Genomic DNA, 19,359 nt, shown 5'->3' with positions numbered 1-19,359 from the left:
TCCACGTCCCCGTACGAACCCCCGTACGCCGAAAGGAAAAGGACCCCACCATGTCCGCATCGCGCATCACCTTCGTCGAGGGCCAGGCCACCCAGCCGCAGGCGCTGGAGCGCGTCGTCGCCCATGTCCGCGAGCGCCTCGCCCAGGCGGGCCTGGAGCGGCTGACCGGCGCCGAGCGCCCGCTGTTCACCGGCATCGGCGCCTCCTACGCGGCGCTCGCCGTGCCCGTCGCCACGCTGCGCGCCGAGGGCGTGGTCACCCAGCGCGTGCTCGCCGACGAGATCGAGGACGGCACCCGCGGCTTCGAGACCGACCTGCTGGTCGGCGTCTCGCAGGGCGGGCGCAGCTCGGAGACGATCGCCGCCTTCAAGGCGGCGGGCCCGGTCCCCACGCTCGCCGTCCTCAACGTCACGCCCTCGCCGCTGGGCGACCTCGCCGACCTCCGCGTCGACCTGGGCAACGAGCCCGACTCGTACGCCTCGACGAACGGCTTCACCGGTACCGTCGTCGCCCTCGACCTGATCGCCGGGGCCATCGCGGGCCGGGCGGACGACCCGTGGGACGGCATCGCCGGGCGGGTGTCCGTCGTACGGGCCGGGGCCGCGGGCGTGATCGAGGGGCTGCGGGCCCGGGTCGCCCGCTGCACGTCCGCCGACGTCGTCGCCTCGGGGGCCTCGCGGGCCTCCGCCGAGGAGGGCGCGCTGCTGCTGCGCGAGGTGGTGCGGATGCCGGCCACCGCGTCGGTGACCCGCACCTACCTGCACGGCGAGATGGAGTCCGCGGGCGGCACGCTGCACGTGGTGTTCGGCGACGGGCGCGAGGTGGAGCTGGCCCGCTCGCTGGCGGGCGCGGGGCACCAGACGCTGCTGGTCACCACGGGCGAGGTGGCGCCGGGCGAGGACCTCGCGGTGGTGCGGCTGCCCGCGTGCGCCCCGGCGGTGCGGGTGGTCCTGGAGACGGTGGTCGTGCAGGAGCTGGTGGCGGCGCTGAGCGACGAGCGGGGCATCCCGATCGAGTCGTTCGTCTTCGCCAACGACGACACCAAGGAGGGCGGCGTGGACCCGGCCGACTTCCTGATCGCGTCGCCGGTCTAGCCGCGCAGGACCGGCCTCCGGTCCGGCCACCGGTCGCCGGTCCGGTCGCCACTCCGGCCACCGGCCACCGGCCGCCGGTCCAGCGGGGTACGTCACGGGCCCTCGCCCGGGCCCGTGGCGGCAGGGTTCCCGGGGTTCCTCCCCCGGGAGCGGCCCGGGGTCTCCCCGGGAAAGAGGGTGCGCCACCGCGGACGGGCGGTGGCGCACCCTCTGCGTTTCTACCGCCCCACGGACTACTCGGCGGCCTTCCCGCCGCTCTGGTACACGGCGAGCGCCTCGGTGACGAAGGCCTCGACGGCCGCCTTCTCCACGCCGAGCCCGCCCAGCACGCCCTTGCCGTCCTCGTGTTCGAGGAGTGCCAGCAGGACGTGCTCGGTGCCGACGTAGTTGTGGCCCAGGCGCAGCGCCTCGCGGAACGTCAGCTCCAGGACCTTCTTGGAGCCGGCGTCGAAGGGGATGAGCGCGGGCAGCTCCTCGGCCGCCGCGGGGAGCCCCCGGACGACCGTGTCGCGCAGCGCGTCCAGGTCGACGCCCTGCTGGGCGAGGGCCAGGCCGGCCAGGCCCTCGCGTTCGTGCACCAGGCCGAGCACGAGGTGCGCGGTGCCGATCTCGTTGTTGCCCGCCGCCCGGGCCTCCTCCTGGGAGACCACGACGACGCTGCGGGCGCGCGGGGTGTAGCGGGAGAAGCCGGCGCTCGCGTCCATGCCGGCGCCCTCGCCCGGGTCCTTGGCCACGAAGCGCTTCTGCGCGGCCTGCCGGGTGACGCCCATGCTCTTGCCGATGTCGGTCCAGGAGGCGCCGGAGCGGCGGGCCTGGTCGACGAAGTGGCCGATGAGGTGGTCGGCGAGTTCGCCCAGGTGGTCAGCCGCGAGGACGGCGTCCGTCAGCTGGTCGAGCTCGTCGTGGTGGACCTTCTTGATGGCCTCGATCAGGTCGTCGAGGCGAACCGGGACCTGAACGGGCTTCGGGGTGGCGTTCTCGTCGGAGTGCGTCATGTGTCAACCGTAAGTTGACACCTCAGGGGTGTCAACCTTCGGTTGACAGTGCACGGGTGTCCGTCGCGAAGCCGCCGCCCACCGCACCACCGGGCCCGTCGCCCACGACGCCGCGACGAACAGCGCGCCGAGCAGCAGCCACCCCGGCACGCCCCAGCCGACCAGCAGCGCCGTGAGCAGCAGCGGCCCCAGCGTGCGCGCCACCGCCACCCCCGTGCCGAAGAAGCCCTGGTACTCGCCGGTGCGCCCGGCCGGGGCCAGGTCGAAGCCGATCTGCCAGGACCCGGCCGAGTGCAGCATCTCGCCCGCCACGAACAGCACCCCGCCCGCCACCAGGGCGCCCGCCGCCCACCACGGCGAACCGGCCACCGCCGACAGCGCGCTGACCGCGCACGAGGCGAACAGCACGACCCCCGAGCGGCGCACCGCGCGGGCCGCCGTCCCCAGCGACCGCACGCCCCGCGCCGCCCGCACCTGGAACGCGGTGACGCCCACGGTGTTGAGCACGAACAGCGCCGAGGCCAGCCACTGCGGCGCCTCGGTCCGCTCGGCGATCCACAGCGGCACGCCCAGGCTGAGCAGCGGCAGGCGCAGCAGCAGCACCGCGTTGAGCAGGGTCACCGCCACGTATGGCCGGTCGCGCAGCACCGCAGCCCGCCGCCGCGGACCGGCCGGCGCCGCCGGGGGAACCACCCGCGGCAGCGCCGCGAGGATCAGCGCGCACACCAGGAACGCCACCGCGTCCAGGGCGAACACCGCCAGGAACCCCGCGCGGCTGCCCGCGTACAGCGCCAGGCCGCCCGCCCCCGCGCCCAGGGCGAGGCCCGCGTTCAGCGTGGACTGCAGGTGCGCGAGCAGCCCGGTGCGCGCGGCCGGCGGCACCAGGCCGGCCAGCAGCGCCCGGCGCGCGGCCGAGAGCCCCGACTGGGCGGTGGCGTACGCGCAGGCGGCGGCCAGGAACGGCCAGAAGCCGCGCACCACCAGGAACGCGGCGACCGCCGAGGCCGTGGCCAGGGCGAGCAGCACGGCCGTGCCGCGCGGCCCGCGCCGGTCGGCGGCCCGCCCGAGCGGCACCCCGGCGACCGAGCCGACGGCCCAGGCCAGGGTGAGGGCGAGCCCGACCCGGGCCGGGGCGAGGCCGACGACGGTCGTGAAGTAGAGCGCGGACGTGGCGTAATAGGCCCCGTCGCCCAGGGAGTTGACGAACTGGGCGACGGCGAGGACCCGGGGCGGACCGGACGGCGGCAGGAGCGCGGAGGTCTTGTTCACCCCCTCAACCTAGGGACGCCGTGGCCCGGGACCATAGGCCATTCGTACGCCGGTCCAGTGGGCCAATCGCGGACCGGCAGGGCGCCTCAGACCCGGCGCACCACCCGCAGCAGGTACTCCTTGCGGTGCAGCGGGTCGTCGTCGGTGCGCGAGCGGCTCGGCGGCGCTCCCGCCACCGGCCCGTACCGGGCGAACCGCGACTCCACCACGCCCTCGCCGCGCGTCAGGCCCGGCAGGACCTGCGTCAGCTCGTGCACCCGCGCCGCCGGGACCTCGCCCTCCAGGACGTACGCCCCACCGCGCTGCTCCGGCGCCTCCGGCACCGCACGCAGCCGGGCCAGCGCGGAGAGCACCGGGCTCAGGGCGTCCGGCGGCAGCTCCAGGCGGAAGCGGTGCACCGGCTCCAGGACCCGGGTGCCCGCCCGGCGCAGCGCCTCGGTCAGCACCAGCGGGGTGAGCAGCCGGAAGTCGCCCGCCGTGCTCGACATCGACTTGTCGAACACCGCGTGCGCGTGGCTCTGGCGCGGCCAGTACCCGCTGTGCGTCATCGTCACCACGCAGTCCGGCACCCGCCAGCCGCGCAGGCCCTGCCCCAGCGTCTCGCGGACCGTCTCCTCCACCGCGCGGAAGAACGCGTACGGCATGGCGCCCAGTTCGACGCCGAGCCGGAAGTCCACGCCCGCGCCGTCCGGCGCGGGCTCCACCCGCAGGCCGACCGTCGCGAGGAACGGATTGGGGTCCTTGTCGATGAACTCCACCGCTTCACCGGACCCGGTGACCTGCTCCACGCAGATCGTGGTGGTCTCCCGAAAGGTCACCTCGACGCCGAACTCCTCGGCCAGCGTGGCCTGGACGACCTCCTTCTGCACCTCGCCGTACAGCGACACAGAGACCTCGCCGCGCACCGGGTCGTGCCGCAGCCCGATCAGCGGGTCCTGCTCGGCCAGTTGGGTGAGGGCCAGGTGCAGGGCGGCGCGGTCCCCGGGCCGCTCCGGCTCGACGACGGTCTCCAGTGTCGGCGGCGCGAAGTGATGACGTTCCGTCACCAGGGCGCGCTCGCCCACCGGATCGCCGATCCGTACGTCACCGAGGCCCCACACCCGGGCGATGCGCCCCGCCTCCACGCTCGGGCGGCGCACCGAGGCGCCGTCCTCGAAGACCGACAGGCCCGTGACCTTGCCCTCCGCGCCGTCCCGCAGCGCCACGACGTCACGGGTGGCCACGGTGCCGGAGAACAGCCGCACGTACGCGACCTTCTCCCCGGCCGGCCCGCGCTCCACCTTGAACACGGTCCCCGACACCGCGCCGTCCGGGTCACCGGTCGCGGCGGGCAGCAACTCCTCGATGCCCGCGCCCAGTTCGGCGAGGCCCGCACCCGTGATCGCCGAGCCGAAGAGCACCGGGTGCACCCGGCTCCGTCCCGTCAGGGCGGCCAGCCGCGCGCGCAGCAGGGGGTACGCGGGCGGGGCCGCGCCCTCCACGTACGCCGCCAGGACCTCCTCGTCGTGCTCGGCCAGCACCTGCGCCAGCCCGTCGGTGAAGCCCGGGTCGTCCGCGCCGTACGCCGTGACGGCGGCGCCGGGCGTCCCGGCCCCGCGCACCGCGCCCAGGGCGACCGCATCGGGCGTCAGCCGGGCGCGGATCTCCGCGAGGACCCGCCGGGGGTCGGCGCCCCGGCGGTCCACCTTGTTGACGAACAGCAGCGTCGGGATGGCGAGACGGCGCAGGGTGCGCATCAGGACGCGGGTCTGCGCCTGTACGCCCTCCACCGCCGAGACCACCAGGACGGCGCCGTCGAGCACGCCGAGGACCCGCTCCACCTCGGCGATGAAGTCGGGGTGGCCGGGGGTGTCGATGAGGTTGACGGTGGTGCCGCCCAGCGGGAACGACACGACCGCGGACTTGATGGTGATCCCGCGCCGGCGCTCCAGCTCCAGGGAGTCGGTGCGGGTGCTGCCGTCGTCGACGCTGCCGATCTCGTCGATGACACCGGCCGCGTACAGCAGCCGCTCGGTCAGGCTGGTCTTACCGGCGTCGATGTGCGCCAGGATGCCCAGGTTCAGTACGCGCGGCGCCCGCGCGGGGGAAGTCGTGCCCAAGGTACGTCATGTCCTTCGATGACTGGATGGTCATGGCCTGCGAAGTGGACATGGACGCAGCTCGCATTGCTTCTCCTCGCGTGGACTACCCGTTGCGCTCCGAGTACAGCAACCCGCCGACGCGGGGCGCAACGGGTTTTACGGCGGACGGGTGACGGGCCTCACGGCGGACGGGTCGGTACGGCGGCCGGGTCAGCCGCTGACCGAGGGGGCCCCGGTCTCGACGTGGCCGGTGTAGCGGCGCGACCAGGTGGTGTCGGAGCCCACCGTCACCGTGAAGTCGTACCAGCCGTCGGTGTACGCCACCACGTTGAAGTGGTCCTCGGCGGAGCCGCCCGGGTCGACCGTGTACGTCCAGGGGCCGTCGGTGCGGTAGTTGGCGGAACGGACCGTGAAGGTGACGGCGGCCGTGGAGGTGTTGGTGAACTTCAGGAACAGGGCCTGCTTCCCGGTGTCGGCGGCCGTCGCGTAGCGCGCCGCGACCTCCGCGTACCGGCCCGCCTTGGTCGCGTCGCCGGCGAAGCGGCGCAGGAAGCGGTTGGGGCCGGTCATGGTGAAGTCGTACTTCCCCGCGCCGTTGCCGGTGCCGATGTTGAAGAAGTCCGTCGCCGTGCCGCCCGGGTCGACCGTGTACTGCCACGGCTCGGTGGCCCGGTAGGCATTGGGGTGCAGGGAGAAGTGCGCGGCGCTGGTGGCCGGCGCCCCCTGGTTGGCCATCGAGAACCAGGCCAGGACCTTCCCGGCGGCCCCGAACTCCAGCCGGTCCAGGTTGCCGTTGGGCTGGTAGGGCAGGGCGCGCGCGGGGCGGGTGCCGGGCTCCTGGGCGGGCAGCGCGTTGTTCTGCGGGGCGGGGTTGGGCAGCGGGCCGCAGGTGGAGTAGCCGATGACCTTGGTGGCGGGCAGCCCGGCCGGCACCCCGTACACCGGGCGGGCGAAGTCGAAGACGCCCGTCAGGTCGCCGGTCACCCTGCGCCGCCAGGCGCTGATGTTCGGACACGCGGCGGGGGTGCCCAGGGCGGCGGTCCAGGTCTCCAGGAAGCGCAGTACGGAGGTGTGGTCGAAGACCTCGGAAGAGACCCAACCTCCCCGCGTCCAGGGAGACATGACCAGCATCGGCACCCGGAAGCCGAGCCCGACCGGCGCCCCGTTCAGGAACTCGCCCGCCGTGCCCGCGGGCGGCGCGGGAGGCGGCACGTGGTCGAAGAAGCCGTCGTTCTCGTCGTAGTTGAGGAACAGCACCGTCGAGTCGAAGACGTCGGGGTCGGCGGCCAGCGCCCGGTACACCAGGTCCACGAAGTGCGCGCCGTCGCCGGGCGGGGCGTACGGGTGCTCGGAGAACGCCTGGTTGGCCACCACCCACGACACCTGGGGCAGCGTCCCCGCCAGCACGTCCGCCCGGATCGCGGCGGCGATGTCGTCGGGCGTGGACCCGGTGGCCCTCGGCACCGACGCCATGCCCCGGTCGTACAGCGGGTTGCCCGGCTTGGCGTCGGTGAACTTCTTGAAGTACGCCAGGCCGTTGTCGCCGTAGTTGTCCTGGGCGTTCTGGTAGACCCGCCAGCTCACCCCGGCGCGCTGCAGGGCCTCGGCGTACGTCTCCCAGGTGAGCCCGGACTCGTCACCGCCGTCGTAGCTGGAGCCGTCGATCTTGCCGCTCCACAGGAAGGTGCGGTTGGGTCCGGTGGCGCTGAGCGTGGAGCAGAAGTAGGCGTCGCAGATCGTGTAGTTGTCGGCGAGCGCGTAGTGGAACGGGATGGAGGCACGGTCCAGGTAGCCGAGCGTGCGGACGTTGCCGACGCCGGACACCCAGTGGTCCATCCGGCCCTTGTTCCACGCCGAGTGCTGCGAGGACCAGCTGTGCGGCAGGTCGCCGTTGCACTGGGCGATGGTCTCCCCGTCGACGCCCCCGGCGGCCGGGGTGTCGGAGAGCCGCCAGGGGTACTGCCGGCCGGTCCCGCTCGGCTGGTTGAACACCGGCTGCCCGCCCGACAGCTGGATGCCGCTGCGGTCGGCGAAGCCGCGGACGCCCTTGAGGCGGCCGAAGTAGTGGTCGAAGCTGCGGTTCTCCTGCATCAGGACCACGACGTGCTTGACGTCCTTGATCGTGCCGGTCGCGACCGCGGCGGCGCGGCCCGCCGCCGACGGCGCTGCCACCGCGCCGGCCGGCAGCACGGCGCCCGCCGCCACGCCCGCGCCCAGCGCCACGAACCCTCTACGACTGATCGGTGTCATCGCCCGCCCTCGCCAGCTGGGTCTCGGCGCGCCCCGGTGGCGCGCCGGGCGAAAGAGTGCAGCCTTTCAATGGTCGACATCCATACCTCTACAGCGAGAACTGGGTGAAGTTCTCCTTAATTCGCTGTTCGTGGTCGGAGTCAATGGTTTTCTGTGCAAGTCATGGCGGGGTGGGTGCGCCGCCGGTGTGGCGGTGAGGCTGAGGGCCCGGCGGCGTGCGGGAACCAGATGATGGGCATCTGGTGGGTGAACGCCCCTAAGCGAGTAGCCCCCGCACCTCCTCCGCCGCGAAGCGTACGAACCCCTCCGGGTCCGGGTCGTCCGCCGTCGGCTGGAGCACCACCGTGTCCGCGCCCGCCTCCGCAAGGCGTCGCACGCCCTCGGCGACCGCCTTCGCGTCGCCCGCCACGCCCAGGCCCGGGACGTCCGCGAGGCCCGACGACTCCAGCTCGGCGCGCAGCCGTCCCGCCGCGTCGGGGCCGGTCGCCGCGGCCAGGTAGGCGATCACCTCGTGCGGGCCGCCCCGTCCGGCGGCCGCGCGTCCTTCCCGTACCAAGGCGACCCCCTCGCGCAGTAGTCGGGGTGACAGGCGCGCGTCGAAGATCGTCCCGTCCGCCGCCTCGCCGGTCAGCCGCAGCGAACGCGGCCCGACCGCACCGGCGTACACCGGAGCGGGCGCGGTCGGCGGCCAGTCGAGCGCGACGCCGTCCAGGTGCACGTACCGCCCCCGCGTGCTGACGCGTTCCCCGGCCAGCAACTGCCGCAGGGCGTCCAGGTGTTCGCGCAGCAGCGTGAGCGGGGACTCCACGCGCGCGCCGACCTGGCCCATCCAGTCCTGCACCCCGTGCCCGACGCCGAGCAGGACCCGTCCGGGGAACAGCCGGTGCAGCGTGGCCGCCTCCATCGCGGTCAGCGCCACGTTGCGCAGCGGGACCGGGAGCAGTCCGACGCCGACGCGCAGCCGCTCGGTCCAGGCGAGGGCGGCGGAGGCGGTCGCGACGCCGCTCTCCAGGAAGCAGTCCTCCCACAGCCACAGCTGGTCGAGGCCCGCGCCGTCGGCGGCGCGGGCGACCTCCCGCAGCCGCTCGGGAGGGAGTTGGGGACGGAACACCACACCGAGACCGGTCATGCGATCTTTCCTACCGGGCGCGGTGGCGCCGGGCAAGCCCGTCGCCGGGGCCGGACGGGAGGTTGCCCACGGCGGCGGCGTGGGCACGATCCGGGACGTACCGCACGCGCGAGGAAGGGAACCGCCGTCCCATGGCAGAGTTCGAGATCGTCAACGCGGGGGCGCACGACATGCGCCTCTTCCGGACCTGGTCCGACGAGGAGGGCTGGAACCCGGGGGAGAGCGACGTGCGGGCGTTCGCCGTCGCCGACCCGCGCGGCTTCTTCGTGGGCCGCCTCGACGGCGAGAGCGTCGGCTGCGTCTCCGCGATCCGCTACGGCGCGTCCTTCGGCTTCCTCGGCTTCTACCTCGTCCGGCCCGAGCACCGGGGCAAGGGGTACGGGATCCGGCTCTGGCGGCGCGCCATGGAGCACCTGGAGGGCCGTCTGGTCGGCCTGGACGGGGTCGTGGAGCAGCAGGACAACTACCGCAGGTCCGGGTTCCGGCGGGCCTGGAACAACGTCCGCTTCGAGGGGGTGCCGACGGCGGGCCCCGCCGTGGTCGACGGCGTGGACGTGGTGGACGCGGGGTCGCTGCCCTTCGAGGAGGTCGCCGCCTACGACCGGCGGTTCTTCCCCGAGGACCGCGACGCCTTCCTCGCGGCCTGGACCGGACTGCCCGGGCGCCCCGCGCTCGCGGCGCTGCGGGACGGGCGGGTGGTCGGCCTCGGGGTGATCCGGCTGTGCAGCGGCGCGTCCCGGATCGGGCCGCTCTACGCCGAGGACCCGGCCACGGCGGCCCTGCTGGTGCGGGCCCTGGCCGCGCGGGCGCCGGGCACGCCGGTGGCCTTCGACGCCCCGGACGCCAACCCGGCCGCACCGGAACTGGCCGGTGCGCTCGGCCTGAAGCCGGTCTTCGAGGCGGCCCGGATGTACACGGGACCCGCGCCGCAGGTCGAACTGGCGGGTATCTTCGGCGTCACCAGCCTGGAGCTGGGCTGACAGCAGGCCGACAGCAGGAGGGAGCCGCCGTGTCCGTACGGGTCGAGCGCGAGGGCCACGTCACCACGGTCGTCCTGTCGCGCCCGGAGGCGCGCAACGCGGTGGACGGCCCCACGGCCGCTGAACTGGCCCTGGCCTTCCGCAGGTTCGAGGAGGACGACGAGGCGCGGGTGGCGGTGCTGTGGGGCGAGGGCGGCACGTTCTGCGCGGGCGCCGACCTGAAGGCGGTGGGTACGGAGCGCGGCAACCGGGTCGCCCCGGACGGGGACGGCCCGATGGGCCCGACGCGGCTCGCGCTCAGCAAGCCGGTGATCGCGGCGGTCGCGGGGCACGCGGTGGCGGGCGGCCTGGAACTGGCGCTCTGGTGCGACCTGCGGGTGGCGGAGGAGGACGCGGTGTTCGGCGTGTTCTGCCGCCGCTGGGGGGTGCCGCTGATCGACGGCGGGACGGTGCGGCTGCCCCGCCTGATCGGGGAGAGCCGGGCCATGGACCTGATCCTGACGGGCCGCCCGGTGCCAGCCCGGGAGGCGTACGAGATGGGCCTGGCGAACCGCCTGGTCCCGCCGGGCCGCGCGCGGGCGGAGGCGGAGGCCCTGGCGGCGGAGATCGCCCGCTTCCCGCAGGCGTGCCTCCGGGGTGACCGGGCGTCGGTACGCGCCCAGGCGGGCCTGTCGGAGGAGGCGGCGATGTCCGCTGAACTGGCCTACGGCCAGGCGGTTTTGTCGGAGAGTCTGGAGGGCGCGGCGCGGTTCGCGGCGGGGGCGGGGAGGCACGGGTCGTTCGGGGAGCTGTGACCCCGCCCCGTCTGCCCATCTGCTCCGTCAGATCGAGGCGTCCCCGGGGACGCGCAGGTGCCGCCGCCGGGCGAGCTCGTCGTCGTCCACGGGCGTGAGCAGGGGCGCACCGGGCGGACAGACCATGGTGACGACGAAGCGGCACCAGGAGTCGGGGGAGACGTTGAGGGCCTGGTAGTGGATGACGTCCCTGCCGGGCTCCCAGAACGCGTCCCCGGCCCGGACGACGTACGGGGCCTGCCCTTCGACCTCGAACAGCATCTCGCCCTCCAGCATGTAGCCGAAGACGGGGCCGGGGTGGCGGTGCGGGGGGTTGCCGGGGTGACCGGGAGGGAACTGGAGGAGGACGGTGGTGACGTCGACGCCGTCGGGGATGTCGGGCGGGGTGGCGGTCTGCAACACGGTCAACTCGTCGGTGTGTGCTGGGTCGTTGCCCGCTGTGGTCTGCTCGTTCGTCGCCATGGACCGAGCGTAGGGAGCGAAGGCGGCCGGTTGCTGGGCCACTTGCGCACGGTTCTGGTGCGCCACTTGGCGCGGGGTGCGTCAGCAGAGCGGGAAGGCAGCCGCGCCGGGGTGTGTCACCCGAGCCGGACGGCGGCCCGCCCCCACAACTCCTCGCCGTGCGCGGCGAACCGGTCGAACATGCCGCCGACGCCGTGGCGCCGCAGGTGCAGCAGCGGCGAATCGTGCCCGACGAGCCGGGCCAGGTGCGGGGTGACGAGGGCGTCGTCGTCGAACCGGAACACGGACAGGCCGACGTGACTGGCGGCGTCCGAAGGATCGGAGACGCGCGTCTCGACGCCGTCGACCGCCCCCAGCCGTTCGAGGTGCTCCAGCGTGATGCGGATGCGCGTGGAGACGGTCAGGGCGACGTCCTCGACGACCTCGCGCTGCCGGGTGACTTCGCCGTCGGGATCACCCACCAGGAACCGCACGCGGCACCCCGCCTCGGCCTTGCGGCGGATCGTGTCCGCGAAGCGGGGGACCTGGGTCCAGAAGAAGTAGTTCGTGTAGCCGCCGAGGTAGATCTCGGCGCCCGCCGACTCGACGAGCCCGGTCCAGACGGTCGAGGGACAGGCGGAGCGGTAGGGGTAGCTGTGGACGAGTTCCCTGTCGTCACCGGACTTGATCCGGTCCTTCACCGTCCGGGGCCACAACATCTCTTCATCGACTCCCCACACCCGCGCGGCGTCCACGGCTGACCGTAAGGCGGGCGCGCGAGAGCCGCCAGCCCTCGCGCAGTGCCAGTCGCGCGCCTGCTGACGCCGAAAATCGCGCGCCATCTGGCCCCCCAACAGGCACCATTCCCTTCGTGGACCACCTCCTGCTCGGGCTCGCCGCCAATCCCTCCCTGCCCGCCGCGCTCATCGACCGGCTCATCTCGGTCGCCGACCAGGACATCGCCCACGCCCTCGCCGGGCGCGGCGACCTGCGCCCTGCGCAGGTCCGCGCCCTGGCCGCCCGTGACGAGGGCAGCGCCGTACGGCTCGCGTACGAAGGGAAGCTGGACCGCGACGACATCGACCCCCGCGCCCAGCCCGACGTCGCCCTCGCCTGGCTCAGTGAGCGCCCCGGGCCGCCCGCGTGGGCGCGGCTGCTGCTGGCGCGTCGTCGGTGTTGGGAGCGGCTCGCCGCCTGTGCGGGGCTGCCGGGTGACGTGGTGGAGGCCCTTGCCACCGACGCCGATCCCCAGGTCGTCGCCGAGCTCGCGACCTGGACCAGCGATCCCGCGCTCCTCGGCCGCCTCGCCGCCCATCCGCACGCCGGGGTCCGCAGCGCGGTCGCCGGTAACCGGGTCACGCCCCCGCACCTCCTCGCCGCCCTCCTCAGCGGTGACGGGCTGCCCCCGGCCCTCCGCTGTCGGGTCTGCGACCAGGAGGAGGTCCCCTTCGTACACGGTCCCTACCATGCGCGCACCGACTGCGTCCTGCGCCCGGGCGACTCCTGCGACGGCACCCACGAGTCCACCGTCCACGACATCCAGCGGGCCGCCCTCGACAACCCGGCCACCCCCGCAGACGCCCTCCTGCCGTTCGTGGACCATCCCTCGATATTGCTCCGCTGGGCCCTCGCCCCCCGCACCGACCTGCCCCCCGAGGCGTACGAACGCCTCGCCCGCGACCCCGTCCCCGGCGTCCGGGGCGACCTCGCCGAGAACCCCGCGATCGGCGAAGCCGTGATGTGCGTCCTCGCCGACGACGATGGGCACGACGTGCGGCGCAGGCTGGCCCACAACCCCCGCGTCCCGTTTGATCTGTTCGTCCGCCTCGCCGGGTCCGTCAGGATCGGCCCCACCGGGCCGCTGCCCAGGGTCGCGACCGCTTCCCCGGCCGAGGTCGAGGAGCTGGCGCGGGCGGCGGAGCCCGGCGCCCGGATGCTCGTCGCCCTGCGGCGCGACCTGCCCCCCGGCGTACGCGACGTCCTCGCTGCCGACCCCGACGCCAAGGTCGTCAAGTCCATCGCCTCGCACCCGGGCCTGAGTCCATCCCAACTGCACGCCATGGTGCGGCGGTTCGGGGTGCACGTCGTCGCCCGCGTCGCCGCCAACCTCCACGCGCCCCCGGCCCTCCTCGACGAGCTGGCCCGCCAGCAGCCCCCCGTGCGCAAGGCCCTCCGCGAGATCGCGCGGCACCCCCGTGCCACCGCCGCGACCCTGTGGCGCTGCGTCGAAGGCGGCGACGAGCGGGCCCGCGCCGTGGTGGCCGGCCGTCCCGGCCTCCCGCGCGAAATCCTGGAACAGCTGCTCAACGACCCCGACCCCGAAGTCGCGGAAGCCGCCTCCGCCAACCCCGCGCTCTCCGTCTCCGTGATGGAGGAACTGCTCCGAGGACGTCCCTAAGCCGCGCCCCTCGCCGCCTTGAAGCGCGCCAGCCCGTCCGGCAGGTCGATCAATGGGTCCGGGTAGTCGATGCCCGACCGGTCCCGGTCCTTCAGCTTCCACGGTTCGTGGACGAACTTCGCCTCCACGTCCGCCAGTTCCGGCACCCAGCGCCTGACGTACGCGCCCTCCGGGTCGTACCGCTTCGCCTGTGTCACCGGGTTCAGCACCCGGTTCGGGCGGCTGTCGGTGCCCGTGCCCGCCATCCACTGCCAGTTCAGCTGGTTGTTGGCCACGTCCCCGTCCACCAGCAGGTCCAGGAAGTGGCGGGCCCCCACGCGCCAGTCCACGTACAGCGTCTTGGCCAGGAAGCTCGCCGTGAGCAGGCGGGCCCTGTTGTGCATCCAGCCCTCGTGCCGGAGCTGGCGCATCCCCGCGTCGACGACCGGGTAGCCCGTGCGTCCCTCCCGCCAGGCCTCGACGTCGTCCTTCGCCGAACGCTCGGAGCGCCAGCGGTCGTTCTTCGTACGGTAGTCGGCGCTCGCGGCGCCCGGCCGCGCCGCCAGCACCTGCTGGTGGAACTCCCGCCAGCACAGCTGCCGTACGAACGCCTCCTCGCCCGGCCCGCCGGTGCGGGTCGCGCGGTGGATCAGCTCGGTGGGGGAGAGCGTCCCGAAGTGCAGGTGCGGGGAGAGCCGGGAGGTGGCGTCGCCCGCCATGTCGTCGTGCAGCGCCTCGTAGTCGGCGATGCCCCCGCGCAGCCACGCCGTGAACCGCTTGCGGCCCTCCTCCTCGCCGCCCTTCGCGAGCCCCTCCGAGGTGCCGCCGACGTCCGCGCGGCGCGGCAGGTCCGCCGACTCCACGCCCTCCGGCACGCGCACCGAGCGCGGCGCCGCGAGGACCTCGCGCAGCGGGTGATCGGCCCAGCGGCGGTGGTACGGCGTGAACACCGCGAAGTGGTCCGAGCCCGCCGGGGTCACCGCTCCCGGCGGCACGGCCGTCACCACCGCGTCGTGCACCACGAGCCGCCGCCCGTCCGCCTCCAGGGCCCGGCGCAGCCGGTCCTCGCGGGCGTGCGCGAACGCGGTCGGGCCGGCCGCCAGGTGAACCTCGGCCGCCTCGGCCTCGGCGGCCACCCGGCACACCTGCTCCACCAGGTCGCCGCGCCGCAGCACCAGCCGGCCGCCCCGCGCGCGCAGCCCCGCGTCCAGGTCGGCGAGGCAGTCCGCGAGGAAGGCCCGCCGGTTGGGGGCGTCGAAGCCCGCGGCCCGTACCCGGTCGTCGTCGACGAAGAGGGGCACCACCCGGTCGCCCGCCGCGATCGCGGCCCGCAGCGGAGGGTGGTCGTGCAGCCGCAGGTCCCCGGTGAACAGGGCGATCGCGGTCTTCTTCATGTGCGCTGCTCCTCGTACGGAAAGGATCGGTCCAGGCTGGGTGGGGACCTCGGGTCCGTACAACTTGCATCGTTCGCGCAGCGAAACCCCGCAGCGAAACGGTGCACACACGGAAGCCGGTGACGGCGGAAGGCGGCGGGCCCCCGCCGGGGACCCGCCGCCTCACTTCGCCTGCCGTACGCCCGTACTCACCCCTTCGTGCGCACCAGCCGCACCACCGGGATGTCCCGCTCGGTCTTGCCCTGGTACTCCGCGTACTGCGGGAACAGCTCCACCAGGCCCGGCCACACCCGGGCCTTGTCCTCGGCGGAGAGCGTCTCGGCGCGCGCCTCGAAGCGCTCCGTCTCCACGCGCAGCCGCACCTGCGGGTCGTCTTCCAGGTTGAGGTACCACAGCGGGTGGGTGTCGGAGCCGCCCTTGGAGGCGACGATCAGGTAGTCGTCGCCGTCGCGCCCGTAGATCAGCACGGTGCGGCGCCACTGGCCGGTGCGCCGGCCCCGGTAGTCGAGCAGCAGGCAGGGCACGCCGTTGATGGTGGTGCCCTCGGTGCCGCCGGACTCCTCGTAGGTGCGCGCCTGCCGCGCGACCCAGTCGGTGGGGCTGACCACGACGCCGGTGTCGTCCTGGGACATCGGTTCCTCCTCGGTTCGCGACTGTCGGCGCGAGCCTATGCCCGGACGGGCCCGGGTCAGCCGAGGACGATCTCCGGGTCGTACAGGTCCAGCCACAGGGCGAGGTCCAGGGTGCGCTCCAGGCCGCGCCGGGACGCCTGGGTGATCTGGGCGTCGCGGTGGGCCGCGCGCTTGACGCGGTCGCGGTCCAGGAGGTCGAAGACGCGGTGCGAGGGCCGGGCGAGCAGGTCCTTGACGTTCTCCTGGAGGGCGAGCGCGTAGCCGGGGTCCTGCGTGGACGGGTAGGGGCTCTTGACCCGGTCGTAGACGGAGCGCGGCAGGACGTCCCGGGTGGCCTCGCGCAGCAGGCTCTTCTCGCGGCCGTCGAAGGACTTCAGCGCCCAGGGCGCGTTGTAGACGTACTCCACCAGGCGGTGGTCGCAGAACGGCACGCGGACCTCCAGGCCGACGGCCATGCTGGCGCGGTCCTTGCGGTCGAGCAGGATGCGCACGAAGCGGGTGAGGTGCAGGTGGGAGATGGTGCGCATGCGGTACTCGAAGTCGCTCTCGCCGTCCAGCCGGTGCACGCCCTTGACGGCCTGCGCGTAACCGTCGCGCACGTACGCGTCGAGGTTCAGGTCGGCTCGCACGTCGGCGCGCAGCACGTCCGTGTCGTCGCCGAAGTGCGAGGCCATCCGCACCAGCCAGGGGAACATCTCGGCCCGGCGCGCCTCCTCGTCGAAGAACTGCAGGTAGCCGCCGAACACCTCGTCGGCGGACTCGCCGGACAGGGCGACGGTGGAGTGTTCGCGGATGGCGCGGAAGAGCAGGTAGAGCGAGGCGTCCATGTCGCCGAAGCCGGCGGGTATGTCGCGGGCGCGGATGACCCGGGCGCGCACCTCGGGGTCGGCGAGGGCCTGGGAGTCGAGGACGATGTCGCGGTGGTCGGTGCCCGCGAGCTCCGCGACGTCGTGGACGAAGGGGGTGTCGGGGGTGCCGCGCAGTTCGTCGGCGACGAAGTTCTCGGCCTGGCCGGCGAAGTCGACGGCGAAGCTGCGCACCCGCTCACCGCGTTCGCCGAGCTGGCGGGCGGCGATGGCGGTCATGGCGGAGGAGTCCAGGCCGCCGGAGAGGAGGGTGCAGCGCGGGACGTCGGAGACGAGCTGGCGCCGCACGATGTCGTCGAGCAGTTCGCGGACGCGGGCGATGGTGGTGTCGCGGTCGTCGGTGTGCGGGCGGGTCTCCAGGGTCCAGTAGGCGCGGGTGCGCAGGCCGTTGCGGGTCAGCGTGACGACCGTGCTGGGCTCGACCTCGTTCATCCCGTCCCAGAAGGCGTGCCCGGGGGTCTTCACCATGGTGAACAGCTCGCGCAGCCCGTCGAGGGTGACGCGGGTGCGGGCCAGCGGGTTGGCGAGGATCGCCTTGGGCTCGGAGCCGAACAGCACGCCGTCGGGCGTCTCGTAGTAGTAGAACGGCTTGATGCCCATCCGGTCGCGGACCATGACGAGCTTGTCCTGGCGGCCGTCCCAGACGGCGAAGGCGTACATGCCGTTGAGGCGCTCGGGCAGCGCCTCGCCCCACTCCAGGTAGCCGCGCAGCACGACCTCGGTGTCGGACTCGGTGGTGAACCGGTGGCCGCGGCCGGTCAGTTCGCGGCGCAGTTCGGTGAAGTTGTACGTCTCACCGGAGTAGACGATCACCACCGGGCCCTCGGGGGTGTCGGCGGTCATCGGCTGGCGGCCGCCGGGCAGGTCGATGATGGCGAGCCTGCGGTGGCCGAGCGCGGCCGGGCCCCCGATCCAGGTGCCGCGGTCGTCGGGGCCGCGGCAGGCCATCGTCTCGGTCATCGCGTCCAGGGCCTCGGCCGATCCCCTCAGATCGCGGTCGTAGGAGACCCATCCGGTGATTCCGCACATACACGCCCTCCAAAAAGGTTGTACACGGCATCTATATGACGAGCGTGTGACACGGAGGCGGGGCGGGTCAACGGGGCGTTAACGGGGTGATCAGTGGTGCCTACATGAATCCGGCCGCGACTTGGTGATTCCATTGCCCGAGGCAACCATGAAGGTGCCGTTCCGCGCGGTGCGCACGGAGTGCGGGGCGCCGCCGCACGCATGGATCCGGCCAACGGCAAAGCTTTTTTCAAGCCGTGCAGAACGGCCGTTCCGTATACGCGAACATGTCCACCGCCAGGGCGCGTTGTGTAGGGTCCGGACATGATCCGGATACGCCGCTCCACCGCAGCCCTCCTCCTCACCGCCGCCTGCGCGGCCACCGCCACCCCGGCCCTCGCGGCCGGCGCCCCGGCCGGCAAGGCGTCCGACGCCCCGTCGATCCGTACGGACGCGTTCCTCGCCCAGCCCGCCAACACCTTCCGGATCGCCTACAGCTGCGCCCCCGGCACCGCCACCGAGATCTGGGCCGTCGCCGTCGGCCACGGCCACGTCGCCCAGCAGACCCTCGGCGTGCACGACGCCCCGCCCGTCTGCGACGGCACCGAGCAGACCGCCGAGTTGAGGGTCACCGAGTTCCCGCCCGGCTTCGAGCCCTTCCACCCCGGCGACACCGCCGAGGTCAAGGTCTCGCTGTACGGCCCCGACGCGGCCGACGGCGACGACTACCTGGCCCGCCACGAGACGACCCTCACCGCCCAGTAGGCGCCTGCCGTGCGGGACTTCCTGCTCACGCTGATCGTCACGGCCGCGGTCACCTTCCTGACCACCGGACCGGTGCGCAAGTTCGCCATCGCCGTCGGCGCCATGCCGCAGATCCGCGCCCGTGACGTCCACCGCGAGCCGACGCCGCGGCTCGGCGGCATGGCCATGTTCCTCGGGCTGTGCGCCGGGCTGCTGGTCGCCGGCCACCTCGCCAACCTGCGCGTGGTCTTCGCGGGCGAGCAGCCCCGCGCCCTGCTCGTGGGCGCCGCGCTGATCTGGCTGATCGGAGTCCTGGACGACAAGTTCGAACTCGACGCGTTCGTCAAGCTCGGCGGGCAGATGATCGCCGCGGGCGCCATGGTCTACCTGGGGCTGCGCGTCCTGTGGCTGCCCGTGCCCGGCGTCGGCACCGTCACCCTCCCCGAGTGGGCCGGCACCCTGCTCACCGTCGTCGTGGTCGTCACCACGATCAACGCCGTCAACTTCGTCGACGGCCTGGACGGACTCGCCGCGGGCACCACCGCCATCGCCGCCGCCGCGTTCTTCCTGCACGCCTACCGCATGTGGGTCGGCCACGGCCTGGAGGACGCCGCCCCCGCCACCCTGTTCGCCGCGCTCCTGATCGGCATGTGCGCCGGCTTCCTGCCGCACAACCTGCACCCCGCGCGGATCTTCATGGGCGACTCCGGGGCCCTGCTGCTCGGCCTGGTCATGGCCGCCGGAGCGATCTCGGTGACCGGCCAGGTCGACCCCGACGCGCTCAAGCTGTTCGGCACCGAACGCGACGCCGTGCACGCCATGGTGCCCGTCTACATCCCGCTGCTGCTGCCCCTCGCCGCGCTCGCCCTGCCCGTCGCCGACCTCGTCATGGCCGTCGCCCGGCGCACCTGGCGCGGCCAGTCGCCCTTCGCCGCCGACCGCGGCCACCTGCACCACCGGCTCCTGGACATCGGCCACACCCACAGCCGCGCCGTCCTGATCATGTACTTCTGGTCCGCCCTGCTCGGCTTCGGCACGCTCGCCTACTCGGTCAACTCCACGTCCGTGTGGCTGCTCTCGTCGATCGCGCTGTGCAGTGCCCTGGGGCTCGCGCTGCTCCTGATGCCGCGCTACCGCCCGCGCGTCCCGCTGTGGGCCCAGGTCCTCGTCCCGCCCCGCTACCGCGCCCGGGAGACCGACCCGCTCGCGGAGCGGGCCGTCGCGCCGGTGCCGTCGCCGGTCGTCGCGCGGGGGCGGGAAGCGGTCCCCGGCAGAGTTCGTGACATGCTGTGACATCACAGCTCG

16 protein-coding genes are annotated in these 19,359 nt (G+C 73.7%); 6 read left to right on the top strand and 10 right to left on the bottom strand.

Annotated features, from left to right (window positions below):
- Positions 1-50 precede the first annotated feature (50 nt).
- Positions 51-1,094: an SIS domain-containing protein gene (locus tag ABT160_RS22615; protein WP_351649538.1), complete on the top strand. Its 1,044-nt coding sequence runs from the start codon at positions 51-53 to the stop codon at positions 1,092-1,094.
- Positions 1,095-1,327: 233 nt separating this feature from the next.
- On the opposite strand, the gene ABT160_RS22610 is transcribed toward ABT160_RS22615, so the two are convergent.
- The 5 genes from ABT160_RS22610 to ABT160_RS22590 all read right to left on the bottom strand — a co-directional run bounded on the left by ABT160_RS22610 (position 1,328) and on the right by ABT160_RS22590 (position 8,818).
- A complete protein-coding gene (locus ABT160_RS22610) occupies positions 1,328-2,089 on the bottom strand; it encodes a Clp protease N-terminal domain-containing protein (RefSeq protein ID WP_351649537.1) in 762 nt (253 codons plus the stop codon).
- A gap of 3 nt (positions 2,090-2,092) precedes the next feature.
- Positions 2,093-3,358, bottom strand: coding sequence for an MFS transporter (locus ABT160_RS22605; protein WP_351649536.1), 1,266 nt, complete (start codon positions 3,356-3,358; stop codon positions 2,093-2,095).
- A gap of 86 nt (positions 3,359-3,444) precedes the next feature.
- On the bottom strand, positions 3,445-5,457 hold the full coding sequence (locus ABT160_RS22600) for a GTP-binding protein (RefSeq protein ID WP_351649535.1): 2,013 nt from the start codon (positions 5,455-5,457) through the stop codon (positions 3,445-3,447).
- Positions 5,458-5,649: 192 nt separating this feature from the next.
- Positions 5,650-7,689 (bottom strand): phosphocholine-specific phospholipase C, encoded by a 2,040-nt coding sequence (locus ABT160_RS22595; RefSeq protein ID WP_351649534.1) that lies wholly within the window; start codon positions 7,687-7,689, stop codon positions 5,650-5,652.
- A gap of 256 nt (positions 7,690-7,945) precedes the next feature.
- The gene (locus tag ABT160_RS22590; RefSeq protein WP_351649533.1) at positions 7,946-8,818 is read right to left on the bottom strand and encodes an LLM class flavin-dependent oxidoreductase; all 873 of its coding nucleotides are present in this window, start codon (positions 8,816-8,818) and stop codon (positions 7,946-7,948) included.
- A 131-nt stretch (positions 8,819-8,949) separates the two neighbouring features.
- Between ABT160_RS22590 and ABT160_RS22585 the strand changes: the two genes are divergently transcribed.
- Together ABT160_RS22585 and ABT160_RS22580 are read left to right on the top strand one after the other, a co-directional pair.
- Positions 8,950-9,798 (top strand): GNAT family N-acetyltransferase, encoded by an 849-nt coding sequence (locus ABT160_RS22585; protein ID WP_351649532.1) that lies wholly within the window; start codon positions 8,950-8,952, stop codon positions 9,796-9,798.
- A gap of 29 nt (positions 9,799-9,827) precedes the next feature.
- Positions 9,828-10,592, top strand: a complete 765-nt coding sequence (locus ABT160_RS22580) for a crotonase/enoyl-CoA hydratase family protein (protein WP_351649531.1) — start codon at positions 9,828-9,830, stop codon at positions 10,590-10,592.
- 27 nt (positions 10,593-10,619) lie between these two features.
- Here the strand turns inward: ABT160_RS22580 and ABT160_RS22575 are convergent, their stop codons facing one another.
- Entirely contained in the window at positions 10,620-11,054 is a 435-nt protein-coding gene (locus ABT160_RS22575; RefSeq protein ID WP_351649530.1) for a cupin domain-containing protein, read from the bottom strand.
- A gap of 116 nt (positions 11,055-11,170) precedes the next feature.
- Complete coding sequence (locus ABT160_RS22570; RefSeq protein WP_351649529.1) at positions 11,171-11,752, bottom strand: XRE family transcriptional regulator; 582 nt, start codon at positions 11,750-11,752, stop codon at positions 11,171-11,173.
- Positions 11,753-11,904: 152 nt separating this feature from the next.
- On the opposite strand from ABT160_RS22570, the gene ABT160_RS22565 reads away from it, so the two are divergent.
- Positions 11,905-13,431 carry a hypothetical protein gene (locus ABT160_RS22565; protein WP_351649528.1) on the top strand — a complete coding sequence of 509 codons (1,527 nt, stop codon included), beginning with the start codon at positions 11,905-11,907 and terminating at the stop codon, positions 13,429-13,431.
- Here the strand turns inward: ABT160_RS22565 and ABT160_RS22560 are convergent.
- The 3 genes from ABT160_RS22560 to asnB form a co-directional block, all read right to left on the bottom strand.
- A complete protein-coding gene (locus ABT160_RS22560; RefSeq protein ID WP_351649527.1) occupies positions 13,428-14,804 on the bottom strand; it encodes a cryptochrome/photolyase family protein in 1,377 nt (458 codons plus the stop codon). The genes ABT160_RS22565 and ABT160_RS22560 overlap by 4 nt on opposite strands.
- A 188-nt stretch (positions 14,805-14,992) precedes the next feature.
- On the bottom strand, positions 14,993-15,436 hold the full coding sequence (locus ABT160_RS22555; RefSeq protein WP_351649526.1) for a nitroreductase family deazaflavin-dependent oxidoreductase: 444 nt from the start codon (positions 15,434-15,436) through the stop codon (positions 14,993-14,995).
- A 56-nt stretch (positions 15,437-15,492) separates the two neighbouring features.
- Positions 15,493-17,331, bottom strand: a complete 1,839-nt coding sequence (gene asnB / locus ABT160_RS22550; RefSeq protein ID WP_351649525.1) for an asparagine synthase (glutamine-hydrolyzing) — start codon at positions 17,329-17,331, stop codon at positions 15,493-15,495.
- Positions 17,332-17,634: 303 nt separating this feature from the next.
- Here asnB and ABT160_RS22545 point away from each other — a divergent pair, with 303 nt between their 5' ends.
- On the top strand, positions 17,635-18,075 hold the full coding sequence (locus tag ABT160_RS22545; protein ID WP_351649524.1) for a hypothetical protein: 441 nt from the start codon (positions 17,635-17,637) through the stop codon (positions 18,073-18,075).
- A 9-nt stretch (positions 18,076-18,084) separates the two neighbouring features.
- Entirely contained in the window at positions 18,085-19,347 is a 1,263-nt protein-coding gene (locus tag ABT160_RS22540) for an MraY family glycosyltransferase (protein WP_351649523.1), read from the top strand.
- Positions 19,348-19,359 lie beyond the last annotated feature (12 nt).

This window comes from Streptomyces sp. NPDC001941, assembly GCF_040296945.1.
Lineage (GTDB): Bacteria > Actinomycetota > Actinomycetes > Streptomycetales > Streptomycetaceae > Streptomyces.
This window is presented reverse-complemented; position numbering and strand designations above follow the sequence as displayed.

Excerpts from the sequence above, each read along its gene's own strand:
- ABT160_RS22585 (WP_351649532.1), top strand. The coding sequence starts at position 8,950 with ATGGCAGAGTTCGAGATCGTCAACGCGGGGGCGCACGACATGCGCCTC.
- ABT160_RS22610 (WP_351649537.1), bottom strand. The coding sequence starts at position 2,089 with ATGACGCACTCCGACGAGAACGCCACCCCGAAGCCCGTTCAGGTCCCG.
- ABT160_RS22615 (WP_351649538.1), top strand. The coding sequence starts at position 51 with ATGTCCGCATCGCGCATCACCTTCGTCGAGGGCCAGGCCACCCAGCCG.
- ABT160_RS22575 (WP_351649530.1), bottom strand. The coding sequence starts at position 11,054 with ATGGCGACGAACGAGCAGACCACAGCGGGCAACGACCCAGCACACACC.
- ABT160_RS22595 (WP_351649534.1), bottom strand. The coding sequence starts at position 7,689 with ATGACACCGATCAGTCGTAGAGGGTTCGTGGCGCTGGGCGCGGGCGTG.
- ABT160_RS22560 (WP_351649527.1), bottom strand. The coding sequence starts at position 14,804 with ATGAAGAAGACCGCGATCGCCCTGTTCACCGGGGACCTGCGGCTGCAC.
- ABT160_RS22570 (WP_351649529.1), bottom strand. The coding sequence starts at position 11,752 with ATGTTGTGGCCCCGGACGGTGAAGGACCGGATCAAGTCCGGTGACGAC.
- asnB (WP_351649525.1), bottom strand. The coding sequence starts at position 17,331 with ATGTGCGGAATCACCGGATGGGTCTCCTACGACCGCGATCTGAGGGGA.
- ABT160_RS22555 (WP_351649526.1), bottom strand. The coding sequence starts at position 15,436 with ATGTCCCAGGACGACACCGGCGTCGTGGTCAGCCCCACCGACTGGGTC.
- ABT160_RS22545 (WP_351649524.1), top strand. The coding sequence starts at position 17,635 with ATGATCCGGATACGCCGCTCCACCGCAGCCCTCCTCCTCACCGCCGCC.
- ABT160_RS22590 (WP_351649533.1), bottom strand. The coding sequence starts at position 8,818 with ATGACCGGTCTCGGTGTGGTGTTCCGTCCCCAACTCCCTCCCGAGCGG.